The 16096-nt window shown below is 40.7% G+C and carries 11 protein-coding genes; 5 read left to right on the plus strand and 6 right to left on the minus strand.

Annotation, left to right across the window (positions count from 1 at the left end):
• The first annotated feature begins 8 nt into the window (after positions 1-8).
• From GYM62_RS04650 to GYM62_RS04665, 4 genes are all read left to right on the plus strand, one after another.
• Positions 9-1277, plus strand: a complete 1269-nt coding sequence (locus GYM62_RS04650; RefSeq protein ID WP_255590553.1) for a pyridoxal-dependent decarboxylase — start codon at positions 9-11, stop codon at positions 1275-1277.
• Positions 1270-2178, plus strand: coding sequence for a bifunctional molybdenum cofactor biosynthesis protein MoaC/MoaB (gene moaCB, locus GYM62_RS04655; protein ID WP_219958514.1), 909 nt, complete (start codon positions 1270-1272; stop codon positions 2176-2178). The genes GYM62_RS04650 and moaCB overlap by 8 nt, the downstream gene beginning before the upstream one ends.
• Before the next feature lie 182 nt (positions 2179-2360).
• The gene (locus GYM62_RS04660) at positions 2361-3842 is read left to right on the plus strand and encodes an MFS transporter (RefSeq protein WP_219958515.1); all 1482 of its coding nucleotides are present in this window, start codon (positions 2361-2363) and stop codon (positions 3840-3842) included.
• 24 nt (positions 3843-3866) lie between these two features.
• Positions 3867-5807, plus strand: a complete 1941-nt coding sequence (locus tag GYM62_RS04665; RefSeq protein ID WP_219958516.1) for an alpha-amylase family glycosyl hydrolase — start codon at positions 3867-3869, stop codon at positions 5805-5807.
• A 7-nt stretch (positions 5808-5814) separates the two neighbouring features.
• Here the strand turns inward: GYM62_RS04665 and GYM62_RS04670 are convergent, their stop codons facing one another.
• From GYM62_RS04670 to GYM62_RS04695, 6 genes are all read right to left on the minus strand, one after another.
• The gene (locus GYM62_RS04670) at positions 5815-6834 is read right to left on the minus strand and encodes a LacI family DNA-binding transcriptional regulator (RefSeq protein WP_219958517.1); all 1020 of its coding nucleotides are present in this window, start codon (positions 6832-6834) and stop codon (positions 5815-5817) included.
• A 66-nt stretch (positions 6835-6900) separates the two neighbouring features.
• Positions 6901-8463, minus strand: coding sequence for a metallophosphoesterase family protein (locus GYM62_RS04675; RefSeq protein WP_219958518.1), 1563 nt, complete (start codon positions 8461-8463; stop codon positions 6901-6903).
• Positions 8464-8565: 102 nt separating this feature from the next.
• Positions 8566-9807, minus strand: a complete 1242-nt coding sequence (locus tag GYM62_RS04680; RefSeq protein WP_219958519.1) for a peptidase U34 — start codon at positions 9805-9807, stop codon at positions 8566-8568.
• 4 nt (positions 9808-9811) lie between these two features.
• Positions 9812-10945, minus strand: coding sequence for a nitrilase-related carbon-nitrogen hydrolase (locus GYM62_RS04685; protein WP_219958520.1), 1134 nt, complete (start codon positions 10943-10945; stop codon positions 9812-9814).
• Positions 10938-12302 carry a flavin monoamine oxidase family protein gene (locus GYM62_RS04690; protein ID WP_219958521.1) on the minus strand — a complete coding sequence of 455 codons (1365 nt, stop codon included), beginning with the start codon at positions 12300-12302 and terminating at the stop codon, positions 10938-10940. The genes GYM62_RS04685 and GYM62_RS04690 overlap by 8 nt, the downstream gene beginning before the upstream one ends.
• Positions 12303-12342: 40 nt before the next feature.
• Entirely contained in the window at positions 12343-12930 is a 588-nt protein-coding gene (locus GYM62_RS04695) for a TlpA disulfide reductase family protein (RefSeq protein ID WP_219958522.1), read from the minus strand.
• A gap of 849 nt (positions 12931-13779) precedes the next feature.
• On the opposite strand from GYM62_RS04695, the gene GYM62_RS04700 reads away from it, so the two are divergent.
• On the plus strand, positions 13780-16023 hold the full coding sequence (locus tag GYM62_RS04700) for a Tex family protein (RefSeq protein ID WP_219958523.1): 2244 nt from the start codon (positions 13780-13782) through the stop codon (positions 16021-16023).
• Positions 16024-16096 lie beyond the last annotated feature (73 nt).

A 16096-nucleotide genomic window follows, 5' to 3' on the forward strand; every position in this document is an offset into this window, starting at 1 on the left:
TCAGCCCTATGCATATTGACATGAAATTTTGGAAAAAGCTGAACTCGGAACAGCGCTTGGAACGAGTTCAGAGAGCTTTGAAACAAAATGTTGATTTCTCCAAGGATGCCAACCTGGGATATCCTGCATCTAAATTGGATGAAAAGGTATTTGCCAATGAATCTCTTTTTTTGAGAGAAATGCCTGTTTTGAATACCTACATAGCCAACCCAAACCATATTGGCTGCCACACCTTTGGAACTTCAGAGTTTGCTTTCAAAGGTACTCAAGAACTGGAGAGGGAAGTCCTCAATATGATTGCGGTGGACTTGTTCAAAATTGAAGAAGGTAGCTTTGATGGATATATTTCTCCCGGAGGTACTGAGGCAAATATTCAGGCCCTTTGGATTTATAGAAACGAATTCATTCAAAAGTATGGAGCTAAGATCGATGAGATTGCTATTTTAGCTTCTGAAGATACACACTATTCCATTCCAAAAGCTGGAAATTTATTAATGCTTGATTGGGTTAAAGTACCTGTGCAAGCAGAGACAAGAGACATGTCGAAAGCAGATCTGGAAAGGGAAGTAAGAGATGCGATTTCTAAAGGAAAAAAATACTTTATTGCCATCGCAAACATGGGGACCACCATGTTTGGATCCGTGGATGATCCAGTACCAATGGCGGATGTTTTGAAGGAGTTTCAAGTGCCATTTAGACTTCATATTGACGGTGCTTATGGTGGCTTTGTATATCCCTTCTCAGAAGGTGAAAACCAAATTACTTTTCAAAATCCAGATATCTCTTCCCTAACTATCGATGCCCACAAGATGCTTCAAGCACCCTATGGAACGGGGATTTTTGTTTGTAGAAAAGGTTTAATTGAAAATGTATTAACCAAAGAGGCTCAGTATGTTGAGGGTATGGACTTAACGCTTTGCGGGAGCCGTTCAGGGGCTAATGCGGTGGCTGTCTGGACTATTCTAACCACCTATGGGCCACACAAATGGTTTGAAAAAATCTCTGTCTTAAAGATGAGAACAAACTGGCTATGCAGGCATCTGAATGAGTTGGGGATTCCCTTTTTCAGAGAGCCTGAAATGAATATAGTTACACTCAGGGCAGAGGCTGTACCAGACTCAATTGCCCATAAATATAACCTCGTTCCTCAATCTCATTCTGAGGATAATGAGTGGTATAAAATTGTCTTAATGGACCACGTTGAAATCGAGCACTTAAAAGATTTCATCCAGGATATGAAGTCCTCTCAAAAACTACCGGAAACCAAACATGATTGATATTACCCACAAGAGTTCTACTCTGAGAAAAGCTATAGCAGAAGCCACTGTAAAAGTGTCCAAGCCTGAAACAATTCAGGCTGTAAAGGATAGAAAAGTACCTAAAGGTGATGTGCTTGAAATGGCTAAAACCGCAGGGCTTTTTGCAGCAAAAAGAACAGCGGATATGATCCCTGATTGTCACCCTTTGCCAATAGAGTTTACAGGTGTATCCTATGAAATAGGAGATGAGGAGATTCGGATTTTGGTAGAGATTCATACTATTTACAAAACAGGTGTGGAGGTGGAGGCCATGCACACGGCCTCGGTAGTTGCGCTCACCATGTATGATATGCTTAAGCCATTGGACAAAGGAATCAGTATTGAAAAAATTCGATTGGTTGAAAAGAAAGGAGGTAAGTCAGACTTTAATTCTAAGGACTTTTCTCATCTCAAAGGCGCTGTGATTGTTTGTTCGGATACCATCTCTCAAGGAAAAGGCGAGGATAAATCGGGTAAGATTATTCAGGATAAACTCAGCAGCTTTGGCGTCCAAGTACCTGCCTATGAAATCATTCCTGACGAAAAAGAAAAGATCCAAAGTCTAGCAAAAAAATACGCTGACGAAGGAATAGACTTAATCATTTTCTCGGGAGGAACAGGCTTATCACCAAGGGATGTGACTCCGGACGCTTTGGAATCCTTATTGACTAGAAAAATTCCGGGAATTGAAGAAACCATAAGGAATTATGGTCAGGAGCGAGTTCCAACAGCCTTTTTATCCCGCTCTTTAGCTGGAGTGATAGACCAAAGTTTAGTGTTGGCACTGCCGGGTTCATCTGCTGGAGCCAGAGAATCTATGGATGCAGTCTTTCCAGCAGTTTTGCATGTCTTTAAAGTGCTTTCCGGGGAAAGACATTAAGCAATCTGAAAATCATCAGATTTTTAGGCTTGTCAAAATAATCAACCGTTTGCATAGATATTCCCTGTATTTTCTTTTGAAAGGCTGATTTTCGGAAGGATAAAGTTTGTATGTTAGATGACCTATTTTAAAATCCTGCGGGATTTTAGATGGTTTTTAGCAATACATACCCAAAATAATCCATGGCAAAACCACGCCTGTCCTTTTCCCAGATCATTAATATGAATGTCGGATTTTTCGGCATTCAATATAGTTTTGGTTTGCAACAGAGTGCTGTCAATCCCATCTACGATATGCTGGGTGCAGCGCCAGATGAAATTCCCATATTGAACCTTGCAGGGCCGATGACGGGCTTATTGATCCAGCCGATCATTGGTGCACTGAGTGATAATACCTGGAGTCCAAGATTTGGTCGAAGAAAGCCCTTTTTTTTCATAGGTGCCCTTTTCTGTAGTATTACCTTATTCCTGTACCCATTCAGTAGTTCTCTTTGGATGGCTGCTGGATTGCTATGGGTCTTGGATGCTGCAAACAATACTGCTATGGAACCTTATCGGGCCTTGATTGCAGATAAACTTCCAGATGAGCAGTATTCTACAGGATTCTTGACCCAAAGCTTTTTTACCGGTCTGGGAATTACGCTAGCCAATATTTCGCTTTTTGTATTTCAAAAATATATCACCGGAACAGCAGGTTCTCTTCCTTATTGGGTATATGCTTCTTTCTTTTTAGGAACCATTTGCTCTATCACCACCGTCATGTGGAGTATTTCAAAAACACCAGAAATACCGCCGGATGAAGAGGAACTGAAAGCTCTGAAAAAGCGAACGGAAGGTATGCCTCACCCGGCCATTCAGTTTTTTCTTTCCATTCTAACCACTTTGGTAGCTTATCTGGTCTTTTTCCTATTGCTGATTCCTACAATTTTTGCCAAAGGATTGATTCGAAGAACCTTGGAAAAAACAAAAGAAAACTCGACGACAAGGGTGTTATTTGCCCAAAACATTGAAATCATCGAATCAATCATGGTCATGCCTTCTGTGATGTGGAAATTGGCACTTATTTACCTTTTCCAATGGTATGCCCTTTTTTGCTATTGGCAAAACGCCGCGAAAAGCATTGCTCAATCAGTTTGGAACACAACTCCGACAGGGGATAAGTTGCTGTATGAGGAAGCTGTGGGTTGGACAGGCTTGGTGAACGGATGGTATAATATAGTGACCTTCCTTTCAGCCTTCTTTTTGGCAAGTATGGCCCAAAAATATGGACCAAAAAAGGTGCATTTTATCTGTTTAATCATGGCAGGTATAGGGCTCTTGATTTTTCCCCAACTGGATAATAAATACGCCTTATTTATACCAATGACTGGTTTTGGGATCGCCTGGGCTAGTATGATGGGGGTTCCCTATTTGTTGGTGGTCAATGAAATTCCCAAAGAACGATATGGGGTTTACATGGGGATAATCAACATGATGATTGTGATTCCTATGATTTTACAGACGCTGACTTTCGGCTTTATCTCTAAAACCTTCTTGGGAAATGATCCAGGAATGGCCATAGTATTTGGTGGGGCTTTGCTGCTGATTGCGGCTTTAGCCACTTTAAATATCAAAGAAAATAAAAAAGTAATAACCAATTCCGGCGGTTTCTCCGCAGGGCATTAATGATTTTGACTTAATATGTCACAGATGAATTCCAGTAATGACCTTTCAATTTTGAAGGACTTTTCTATAGATGCTGTCAAAAAGGACAAGGATTTTGTTCGGCGTTTTGAAGAAGGAGTAGGCTCGTTAAAAAGCCTGTTTTTTGAGATTTATGGAAGAAATGAGTCTATTCAGGCTTTCTTTTCAGATCTTTTAAAAACTGTGGTCTCAGCTTATATAAATCGAGATCAAGATCTTAGAAAAAGGGATTTGGATAAATTGAAGCAAGGTCATTGGTTTTTGAGCAATGACTTGGCGGCCATGAGTTTGTACGTGGATAGGTTTTGTGGTTCCATTTCTAAAATGGAAAAAAAGTTAAGCTACTTCGATCAGCTGGGAGTTAATTTCCTCCATCTCATGCCTCTTTTTCAAAGCCCTCCTGGAGAAAGCGACGGGGGCTATGCAGTTTCTGATTTCAGGAAGGTGGATGAGCGATTTGGAACCCTGGAAGAACTTCTTTCACTTCGAAAAAAAATGCATAAAAACGGTATGCATCTGATGTTGGATATCGTATTGAATCATACTTCTCATAGGCATGAATGGGCAGAGAAGGCAAAAGCCGGGGATAAATTTTATCAGGATTACTTTTATATGTACGAGAATCGATGGATTCCCAATGAGTATGAGCTTGCCATGCCTGAGATTTTTCCGGAAAGCTCACCAGGCAATTTCACTTGGTCCGAGGACTGCCAAAAATGGGTGATGACCGTTTTCCATAATTACCAATGGGATTTAAATTATCGGAATCCACATGTATTAAGGGAAATGCTTGATACGATCTTTTTTTATGCCAATCTTGGTGTAGATCTATTGAGGATAGATGCCCCTGCTTTTATCTGGAAAGAAACTGGTACAACTTGTCAAAATTTGCCTCAAGCTCATGCTATTTTGAGATTGATCAAACAAGCAGTACAGATAGCAAGTCCCGGAATGGCCTTGCTTGGAGAAGCAATTGTGGCTCCGGCTAAAATCATGGAATATTTTGGGACAGGTGAAAATGCCGGCAAGGAGTGTGATTTTGCATATAATGCTACTCAAATGGCTTTGCAATGGGATATGCTGGCCACAGGAGAAACTCAGGTGATGTTGAACGCTCAATCCATTATTCAGCAAAAGCCTTTCGGAACAAGCTGGATAAGCTATACTCGATGTCACGATGATATAGGTTTGGGCTATGATGATTATATGATTGCCCAGGCTGGAAAAGATCCTTACCAACATAGAACATTTCTGAAAGATTATTTCTCAGGGAAATTTCCAGATAGTCCTGCGAGAGGAGCTTTATTTTCATCCAATCCAAAAACAGGGGATGCCAGGATTTCAGGTACACTTGCATCGCTTTGCGGATTGGAAAAGGCTATCTGGGAAAAAGATGATGCCCAAGTTGCCTCTGCCATCCAAAAGATTCTGATGATGCAGGCTCATTCTGTTTTCCTCGGTGGATTACCTATGTTATACTATGGAGACGAATTGGGCTATACTAATGATTATAGCTATGAAAAAGATCCTGCAAAAAGCTATGACAACCGTTGGATGCATAGACCAATTATTGATTGGGTAAAAGCTGAAAACAGAAATGAGGAGGGAAGTATTGAAAACAGGGTTTTTACAGGAACTCAGAAATTACTTCAAATCCGGAAAACACTTCCAGCCATAGGCGACTACAAGAATATCACATGGTTGTACCCGCATAATATTCATGTTGCTGCTTATTTGAGAAGCTTGGAGGATCAAAAAGTTTACTGTGTTTTCAATTTTAAGAATGAGGCCGCTTATCTGACTTGGTATGCCTTTAAGGAGCAGGGAGTAATCCCAAAGAAGTTTAAAGATCATTGGACAGGTCAGGAATTGGAAGTGGGGAGAGATGATGAATACCTGATACTGGAACCATTCGGATTTCGGATTTTGGAAGTAATTGAAAGCTAGTAAAGCCTCAAATTAGAGTTGACTCTCGAATAATTAAATCTGAGTCAATTTTGTAAGTCTCATTGGATCCGAGGCTTTGATCTTTCAGGAGCTGAACCAAAAGATTCACTGCTTTCATTCCCATTTGATGGCCATGCTGTTCTACTGTACTTAGTCCTGGGGACATTACTTCTGCTATTTTCCAGTTAGAAAAGCCCATCACACCAATTTGTTTGGGCACTTGAATTCCTTGGGACTTGAGATAATTCATTACGCCTAATGCCACCAAGTCGGTGATACAAAAAAAGGCATCCGGTGGCTGAGGTAAGTTGAGTAGTTCTTGAGCAAACTGGTAGCCTTCTTCCTCGCTGATATTTTTGCAATGCGGAACCCATTCTTCTCTAAATTCCAAACCGGCATCTTCCAAGGCTTTTTTATATCCTTTTAAGCGATCCATCGAGTTCTTTACCTCAAGGAGTCCATTGATGTGTGCAATTCTTCGATATCCTTTCTTGATGAGATGGTTGACGGCTTCATAGGCACTTTCATAATCATCCGTAATTACCTTGGGTGTATGGAAGTTTTCCAGAAACTTATCAAACTGGATGACAGGTTTACCTTCATCTATGAATTCCTGCAAATGCTCAAAGTCTTTGGTTTCATTACTAACTGAAATTAACAAACCATCCACACTTCCTGAAAGCATACTCCTACAAGCTAATTTCTCGTTCGGTAGTTTTTCGTCGGTTTGGCCTAAAAGTATCCTGTACCCATGTTGATTGGCAGCTGCAATTGCTCCGCTGATAATAGATGAAAAGAATGGGTGTACGACTTCCGGTACGATCATTCCCAAAGTCATGGTTCTATTTCTTCGGAAATTGACTGCTATGCTATTTGGAACATAATTATGCTTTTCAGCATAATCCTTTACCAATTTAATCGTCTCTTCAGAAATCCCAGAATAGGAGTTTAGCGCTCTAGAGGCAGTAGAAACAGATATACCCAACTCACGGGCAATATCTTTCAAGGTAATTCTTCTCTTATCCATTCTTTTAAAGGATCATTCATCAAGATAAACTGAAAAAATGGATTTTTGTCCTGTTCCAACCTCTGATTAGTTTTCGCTGAGGACTTTTCCTTTGCTATCCAGCAATAGGATTTTCTGAATTTCCCCTTTTTGAATTCGAAGTTCAATTCTTGTTTGACCTTCTACTTCTTTGAAAATCACCCTCCTAATTTCATAGCCAGAATATTTTTTCAAGATTTTAGACTCAATTTCAGAAGGCAACTGATCCTCATAGGGAATAGTGTTTTCAAATCTATACTCAGGCCCCAAATCAGTTTTCAATTCCAAAAAGGTATTGCTTCCATCCTCATTTTTCGCCAATTCAAAAGCATCATAGAGTTCTCCTACAGCTGTATAGGATTCAAATTTCAGGCTATTATTCTCAATGCTAATTAGCTGAAACAACTGGGTGTTTTCAGCAGCCCGGTCTCTCACTGCCTCAGTTCCTTCCCATGCATTTGGGTTAAGGCCATACATTTTGCCTCCACTGACTGACACCACGTAAACTGTACCAGTTAGGTCTCTCAGGTTGGTTCCATTCAGTACATTCTCACCAAGACTTACTCTCCCTCGAGCATAGCTATGGTCATGTCCTTGCAATGCCAAGTCTACCTTAAATTCATCGAAAATAGGCTTCCAAATAGCTCTCAATGCCTCATTATCTCTTCCAGACGAAGCCGAAAAAAGTGGATGGTGGTAAGATACAATGGTCCATTTCTTTTTATTCTCTTTCAATATGTTTCGAAGCCATGCAGCCTGCTTTTCATGATCTCTGTTAGAGTCCAAGAAGATAAATTTGACATCAGGATAATCAATAAAATAGGCTGTTTCCTCCAAACCTTCAGGACCGTTTATAGGGAAAGTAAACTGAGGCTTCCACTGAATGGAAAGTGCTCTTCCGGCCTCCCGATTGGAGTTATTGAGATAATTGTATTCATGATTACCAGGAACAGAAAGGGAAGGGAGCATACTATGGATAAAACCTCCAGCAGTAAACCATTCATGCCATTCCTGTTCTCTATGAGCATAATTGATCAGATCTCCTGCATGGATTATAAAATCTGCATCAGGTGCCTTTCTATATCCTTCCCGAATCAACCTAGCCCATAATTCCAGGATATAATTTTGTGCATCTCCTACATACAAAAAAGAAAAGCGCTCCTTTGGATCAGCAGAGGCTGTTTTAAATTGAAACCATTCGGACCAATGTTCTCCATCTCCAACTCTATAGCCATAAAGTTGTCCTGGTTGAAGGTTCTTAAATTCCACAGAATGATAATTTGCCTCCACTTCTGCCATGGGAACTTCTTTGGCATTCAAGTTTTCGGTTTTGGCTGTGTAAGTTTGGGCATTTCTCCAAAACTTCGGAGCTGCCGTAGCAGGTGCAATTTCTGCGTAGGCAACCTCTATCTCTGTAGTCGTTCTCCAAGTTACGTTCATCTCTGAACTGGGATTTTGACCGGGATTTAAGATGATTCTGTCCGGATGAATACTGGGTTTGGACCAATCGTTAGCAAAAATTGGTTCTTTGTAAACCCTAATCTCCTGGGCTTTACAAGAAGATTCAAAAATTAGAATGCCTAAAAATAGAAATAGGATCCTGATATGCATAGGATTTTGGGTTTGGTTAAGGTCTTGAAAAATACCGGATTATCCCCAGAAGAAAAATCAAAAAAGGAATAAACATCTCTTTAATCCTAGAGGAGCTATTGTTTAAGTAGAAAGCTGGGATAGTTTATCGGCTATCCATGCTTGATATTCCATATAGCAGTCTTCTGAAAAGGAGTTGAGAATTGACTTATCAGACTTAGCAGCCGAAAGCTCCTGATCCTGTTGAATCCACCTGTTTTGAATAATATTCAACTCCTCTCTAATTTGGAAAAATAGGCTTTGCCGATCCTGATCGATTAAAGAATGGAGCTCCTTTGCTTTCCACCATAGGGACTTGTCTGGATTGGAGGTTGGAGCTACCAGAAAGCTTTTGGATGTGCCCAGATAAAATGGCACATAAATACTTAAACAGGGGTGTGGTGTGCCTGAAAGCCAAATGCTTGAAAAGCCTTCTTTTCTGAGCTCTGCAACCATACTTCCAGTAGTATCTGACGGATTTGTCAAGCCTGTTGCGTGCATACAAATCGACCCAGAATTGGCTTTCTTGGGGAGAAATTTGGTATCAGGTAAGTTATGGGTTCTTAAAATTTCAATGACTGAATGTACATCGATAGCTCCCTGATTTTCTTGTAGAAAATTACCGGTACAAGCTTTTCTTTTATCACCTTTTCCAAAATAGGTAAATAGGATGTCAGAAAATCTTGATTTAAACCCCGATTTTTGAGCAAACCAAGAGGAAAAGGTTTGGCTTTCATCAGCTATGAAAATCTGATCATAATCCTCCTCGATGGTCAATATATTGGAAATGCTGGCAGTTAACGCCACTTTTTTCCATGCCCAGGATTTTCCCGAAGTTTCCATTATAAATGCATGATCCAGATCAGCAATTAGGAAGCTGTTGTGATAGTAAAAGTCTTTATTTTGATAGCCTCCACAGGCATTTTGGCCAAACTGCTGCAGAAGGGAAATAATGATTTCCCTAGCTTCTTCTGCGCTTTTACTTCTTTCTAATGCCAATCGCAACAAATCCATCCCTGTTAGTCCCGGATTAGATTTATCGAATTTGACATTGGTAAATACAGCTTCATTGCCAATGCACACATTGAACTCATTTACCCCCATCTCTGCACCCCACATTTGGAAGGGTTTGGAAAAGATGCATTCATAAGTTTCGCTTACTTGAGGAATCTCTAAATAAGTGCATTTAAGGATTTGAGAAGTAGGCTTTTTGGCTGGAACCCAGAGAATTTCCTGAGCCTCTTGTGGTTCCCTATCCGAGTTTTTTCCAAAAATCAGATTTCCAGATTGGGTTGCTTTTGCAAGGGCTACCAGTGTATCACACATAAGCTCAAAAGTTCAAGGACCAGATCCCAGCTTGTTCTGCCGCTTGTATTTCCAAGGTATCTCCTCTCAAATATGCAAGAGGTTGCCCATCTGCACCTAAGTCCCAGAGCTCTCCTTTTAGGAAGATATTTAATCCAACCAACGCCGAAGTCTGGCTGATTTTACCAGGTAAGGCATATTTTTTCCATGCTTCGCCTTCCGTCAGAAGATTAATGTCAGATTCATTGATGCTTGTAGGTGTGATGGACCCGCTATAGCCTTTCCAGGGGCTATTCATGGTGCTATCTCCAGGACAGAAGGATGGCACCAAGACTATTTCAGCTCTATTTTCAATAGTATTTAAATAAGCATCTTCATACCAACTATCGGCACACACGAGTACGGATGTTTTTCCCATAGGAAGATCAAATACAGGCAAATCTTTACTTTCTCCAGAACTTAAAAAAGGGAGTTCGGATTCAACGGGAAAGTTCTTGTAAATAGGGGAGCCCATGATATTGCCTTCCGGATCAAAAAGGAAAGAAACATTATACAAAGGACCATTGGGGTCCACGCTGAGTTTTCCGGAAATCACAGCAGGCTGAGGTAGAATAATTGAACCTGCAGTAATATAAACCTGATAATCTTTAGCAAGACTGGAAAAGGTTTCGAAATAGGTTTTTGCCATTTCCTTAGCTTTCATCCTGAAAATAGAAGCTGCTGCTTTGTCCTTTTCTTTTGTCTTGAAAAAAGCCAAAGAGAAATCAAAAATATTGCTCATGACCAAGGTGCTCATAGCCTCATTCAGGGTCTTTTTTTCAGCTAAAACATGCTTTTCTCCTTGCAAAACCAGCCAAGTGCCGATATACTCAGGATACAGAACCAAAGTGTTACTTTTTAAAAAACCTGAATCGCGGGCGATTTGTAGATACAATTCTATTTTTCTTTTAAAAATATCCGGCTGCAAATAATCGTGCTCATCCATGAAAGGTTGAATTCCTACGATATTCCTTTCTAAGGAATCGCTGGGATTGATTTCCTGAACCATGCTCAGGTAGGGCTTTGGCATTGGAGCTTGAATTTTACGTCCGGAAGAAGACCAAATCAACCAAACGAAAATCACCAATAAGAATAGACTGATGAGTAATCTTTTAATCATTGTTTAATTCCTGTAATATTTTCTCTGCCGCAGTTTCTCCTGCTCTCACGGCACCTTCTATATATCCATGCCATCGAGTAGCTGCTTCTGTGCCTGCAAAATGCAATCTTCCCTCGCTTTGGCTATAACTGTTCTGATATTTAGTCCAAGAATTGACTCCTCTAATTCCGGCGTAGCAGCCCTCAGACCATGTTTCCTGATTCATGGTGTGGTCCACATAGTTGATTTCCTGATTAGCTTCCTCTCCAAAATATTGGATAAGCTGTTTTTTCACGGCTTGTTTTCTCGAATCCTCGTCCATTTGGAAGAATTTCCGAGCCTTATTTCCAATGACAAAACCCATTAAGACGCCGTATTTGGAATCTGCCGGGGAACTGTCAAATATTGTTTGTAGGTAAAATTCAGAATCCGAAACGGCTTGGCCGGATAGATTTTTATGTCTCCAAAATGGCTTAGCAAATACCATTTGGCACTTCCCAATATATCCCATTTCATATCCTTCTAAGAGTTTTTGCTTTTGATCAGAAAGTGGAGGATTGATTCCAATTTTCTTCAAAAGAGGAGGAGGAACGGCGAAGATGATATGGCTAAATACTTGAGCTCCTTTGGAGGTGCTTAGGGTAATTTTTTCCTTTTCCTGAATGATTGATAGGACAGGGGAGTCAAATTGAATACGATCAAAAAATGGTTTGGCTATCGCTTCGGCAAGTGTTTGCATTCCTCCATGAATTCTATGCTGCTGAGCTCCGTTTTTGATGGAAATCAGGACATCGAGAGAGGTGCCGGATTTGATATAAAACAGCGCATGCAACAGAGAAAGCTCCTCGGGTTCGCAGGAGAATATGGTCTGCATTCCAACTTTCATCACTTGCAAACAAGCCTCAGTTTTTGAGTTTCTTTTCAAGAAATCCATCAGAGTTTGTCCGTCAAATTCCTGAGCTTTAGGATGGGTCCAGGGTTTTTCCAAATCTATTTTGGAGGCCATGCGCTCTAGCTTTCGCACGATCATATCCAGATTCAAAAGTGAAATGATATCCAGCTTAGGGATAGTTCCTTTGTAACTTTTGATTCTTCCATTAAGATCCAGAATACTTTGCCCTTGGTTGTAGGTTTCGAAATATGGAACTCCGTATTCCTTGCAGAGCTCGTACATCCGGGTTTGGGAAGGGCCTATCCACTGTCCGCCTAAATCCAGGTAAAGGTCCTCTTGGATTTGTTTGGTATAAACTCTTCCACCCAGTCGCTCTCTTGCCTCAAATAACCGGAAAGAAATTCCCTTTTGATGCAAAATGCGTGCGGCTGCTAGGCCTGAAAAACCAGCGCCAATAATGGCAATCTGATTGGTTGGGTGAATCATAACGGAAAATAGATAAATTTTCCGAAACTCAGATAGTTGATTATTTATTCTGGGAAATCAAGAATTCACGAAATTCCTCGGTATTAAAATTACTCATCCCTTCTTGGTAGAATACGATTTTGCCTTGAGGATTTATTACCAAGGTTGTAGGAATGGATTCACTTTGTAAGCTGCTATTGAGACCATAGCTGGCATGAGCTGTAGGGAAAACCCAACTTTTACCTTGAATAAATGCTTTACTTTTTTCAAAATCATTGTCTAAACCAATCAGAAGAAATTCCAGATTGGGTTCATCCTTTACCTTTTTGTAGAGTTCGGAGATATGCGGCATTTCAGCACGGCAAGGGCCACACCAAGAGGCCCAAAGATTAATAAAAAGAGTTTTGCCTTTGTACTTAGCTAAATTGATTTCCTTTCCTTCAAAATCCAGGAATTTACCTTGATAATCAAAGTTTTGATTTGTTAAATCTACCCGCTCAATTTTGGGTGTGATTAGGCCTGTGTAAAGTAATGCGGATTGGATTCCACCTTGAATCACCGGCAGTAAGCCCGTGAAATAAAGAAAGGCAAAAAAGGACAAAATCAGCCCCCAGGATTTAAGTTCTTTGAGAAAGGTTGATTTCGACATGGTTTAAAATATTTTAGATTTTTGATTTACGAATTACGGAATGACCACTTAGTTTATTGTTGGGAAAAATCTCGCGGCGGCGCGGCGTCGCAGCGAGCATTTTACTAACTTCAGAGAGTAAGGAGGATTATTTATTTCAAATTGTTTTTCCAAATCTATCCAGGGGATTCTGATCATGTTTAAGAATTTTTGATTTACGAATTACGATTTACGAGGGACTCTAATAACTCAATAACTCAATAACTAATAACCTACTACAATCAAATAAGATAGTTGCCTCTTCTGATAGCTTCTTGGTTGCTTTAATGAGGAAATAAGGCATTTACGGTTGTAGCTTTGATGAGACCGCTTCGTTCCTCGCGGTGACGACAATATTTCTGATTTACGAATTACGATTTACGAGGGACGCTAATAACTCAATAACTCAATAATTAATAACCTACTACAATCAAAGAAGATAGATGCCTCTTCTGATAGCTGCCTAGTTGCTTTAATGAGGAAATAAGTCATTTACGATTGTAGCTTCGATAAGACCGCTTCGTTCCTCGCGGTGACGACAATATTTTTGATTTACGAATTACGAGGGACGCTAATAACTCAATAACTAATAAATCAATAACTAATAACCTACCCCCATCAAAGAAAATAGACACTTCTGCTGACTGCCTCTGACTTTTCTATCCCACAGATTAACACAGATTTCTTTCGGCTTACACACTTCTCATTTCAGCCTTTCCAAAATTACCCCCACGCTTTCAGACGCTTAGTGACAAGTCTCACGGACTTTACTTTTTTGAAAGAAAAGCAGCCTTATCTTGCAGGTTCAATCGAAAGATCTTAGCCAAAAATATGAATTACGAGATTAAAATTGCCTCCGAACTCAACATCAAATCCCATCAGGTGAAAGCCACCATGGACTTGCTGGATGAGGGAGGTACAGTTCCCTTTATTTCACGCTATAGAAAAGAAGCAACAGGAAGCCTGGATGAAGTGCAGGTAGCAGCGGTAAGAGACAGGTTGCAGCAATTACGGGATTTGGATAAGCGTAGAGAGGCGGTGCTGAAGTCCATCGAGGAACAAGGAAAGCTTAGCCCGGAACTCAAAAAGGCTGTAGAAAATGCAGAAACTATGGCTAAACTGGAGGATATCTATCTTCCTTATAAGCCCAAAAGAAGAACCAAAGCTACTATCGCCAGAGAAAAAGGTCTGGAGCCTTTGGCAGAGCGTATTTTCGAGCAAGAATCAATCGACCTAGAAGAAGAAGCCTCTCAATATATTAATGAGGAAAAAGAAGTCAAATCAGTAGAAGAAGCCCTTCAGGGAGCAAGAGATATTATTGCCGAGTGGATCAACGAAAAAGCAGATCTCAGGGAGAAAATGCGTAAGCTGTTTTTGGAAGAAGGAAATTTCACTTCCAAAGTAATCCCTGGAAAAGAAGCCGAAGCGGTTAAATACAAAGATTATTTCGACTGGACAGAACCTATTAAAACGGCTCCATCTCATAGGGTTTTGGCTATGCGCAGAGGGGAAAAAGAGCTTTTTCTAATGCTGGATTCCTGTCCAGAAGAATCAGATGCCTTAGCCTTGATAGAAAGAGTAGTGATTGATTCCCAAAGAAGTAATGAATCCGTAGAACAGGTGAAACTGGCGATCAAGGATTGTTATAAGCGCTTGCTCAAGCCGAGTATGGAAACAGAAGTTCGCCTTCTGACCAAAAAGAAAGCAGATGAGGAAGCCATTCGGGTTTTTGCGGAGAATTTAAAGCAGTTGCTTTTGGGAGCTCCTTTGGGTGAAAAATCTGTGATGGCAATAGATCCTGGTTTCCGTACTGGTTGTAAATTGGTGTGCTTGGGCCCACAAGGTCAATTTTTACATTATGAAAGTATTTTTCCTCATGAGCCTCAAAAGAGAACATCGGAAGCGGGTATGACCGTCAAGGGCTTAGTGGATAAGTTTTCTATTCAGGCAATTGCCATAGGTAATGGTACGGCAGGTAGGGAAACAGAAGCCTTTGTAAAATCTTTAGGACTGCCCAAGTCAGTCATAGTTACAATGGTCAATGAAGCAGGAGCATCCATCTATTCTGCATCAGAAGTAGCAAGAGAGGAGTTTCCGGACTTAGATTTGACTGTTAGAGGTGCAGTTTCAATTGGCCGAAGATTGATGGACCCTTTGGCTGAATTGGTTAAAATCGACCCAAAGTCCATAGGAGTGGGACAGTACCAACACGATGTGGATCAAAATGCTTTGAAAAATGCACTGGATGATACGGTGATGTCTGCAGTAAACGGAGTGGGAGTGGAGGTGAATACCGCATCCAAACAACTGCTGACTTATGTTTCTGGTCTAGGTCCTGTACTTGCTCAAAATATAGTAGAATTCCGAAATCAACATGGACCATTCAAGTCCAGAAGTCAGTTGCTAAAGGTTCCCCGACTGGGTGAAAAGGCTTTCGAACAGGCAGCTGGTTTCTTACGGATTTCAAAGGCAAAAAATCCTTTGGATGCTTCGGCAGTGCACCCTGAGCGCTATGTTTTGGTGGAAAGCATGGCGAAAGATCTGGGAGCTTCCATCGATGATCTGGTAAAGTCAGAGGACTTGCGCAATCGGATCAATTTGAAGAATTACGTTTCTGAACAAGTTGGTTTACCGACTTTGCAGGATATTTTAGCTGAATTAGCCAAGCCCGGTAGAGATCCACGAGAGAGTTTTGAGGTCTTTCAGTTTGAGGAAGGAGTAAATAGCATGGAAGATCTTCGGGTAGGAATGAAATTACCGGGTGTGGTCACGAATATAACTGCCTTTGGAGCTTTTGTAGATGTAGGAGTTCATCAAGATGGCCTCGTTCACTTAAGCCATTTGGCAGATCGCTTTGTGAAGGATCCAAATGAGATTGTACATGTTAATCAAAAGGTGGAGGTAACTGTGGTAGAAGTGGATATTCCTAGAAAGCGGATTGGCTTGAGTATGAAATCCGATCCTTTCGCGGAGCGAGGAAAGAAAATGGAGAAAAGTGCAAAGCCTGCCAAAAAAGAAGAACCCCAAGGTAGCATGGCAGAAAAGTTGGCCATGTTGAAAGGAAAGTTTAGATAAGGCTGAATTATAAAGTTTGAAATATGAAATAGCGCGATTCCGAAAGGGGTCGCGTTTTTTTATTCGGGTATAT

The organism is Algoriphagus sp. NBT04N3 (genome assembly GCF_019443765.1).
Lineage (GTDB): Bacteria > Bacteroidota > Bacteroidia > Cytophagales > Cyclobacteriaceae > Algoriphagus > Algoriphagus ornithinivorans.

Bases quoted from the DNA above. Each gene is read 5' to 3' on its own strand.
- moaCB (WP_219958514.1), top strand. From the start codon at position 1,270: ATGATTGATATTACCCACAAGAGTTCTACTCTGAGAAAAGCTATAGCA.
- GYM62_RS04675 (WP_219958518.1), bottom strand. From the start codon at position 8,463: ATGCATATCAGGATCCTATTTCTATTTTTAGGCATTCTAATTTTTGAA.
- GYM62_RS04685 (WP_219958520.1), bottom strand. From the start codon at position 10,945: ATGATTAAAAGATTACTCATCAGTCTATTCTTATTGGTGATTTTCGTT.
- GYM62_RS04695 (WP_219958522.1), bottom strand. From the start codon at position 12,930: ATGTCGAAATCAACCTTTCTCAAAGAACTTAAATCCTGGGGGCTGATT.
- GYM62_RS04700 (WP_219958523.1), top strand. From the start codon at position 13,780: ATGAATTACGAGATTAAAATTGCCTCCGAACTCAACATCAAATCCCAT.
- GYM62_RS04680 (WP_219958519.1), bottom strand. From the start codon at position 9,807: ATGTGTGATACACTGGTAGCCCTTGCAAAAGCAACCCAATCTGGAAAT.
- GYM62_RS04650 (WP_255590553.1), top strand. From the start codon at position 9: ATGCATATTGACATGAAATTTTGGAAAAAGCTGAACTCGGAACAGCGC.
- GYM62_RS04670 (WP_219958517.1), bottom strand. From the start codon at position 6,834: ATGGATAAGAGAAGAATTACCTTGAAAGATATTGCCCGTGAGTTGGGT.
- GYM62_RS04690 (WP_219958521.1), bottom strand. From the start codon at position 12,302: ATGATTCACCCAACCAATCAGATTGCCATTATTGGCGCTGGTTTTTCA.
- GYM62_RS04665 (WP_219958516.1), top strand. From the start codon at position 3,867: ATGAATTCCAGTAATGACCTTTCAATTTTGAAGGACTTTTCTATAGAT.
- GYM62_RS04660 (WP_219958515.1), top strand. From the start codon at position 2,361: ATGGCAAAACCACGCCTGTCCTTTTCCCAGATCATTAATATGAATGTC.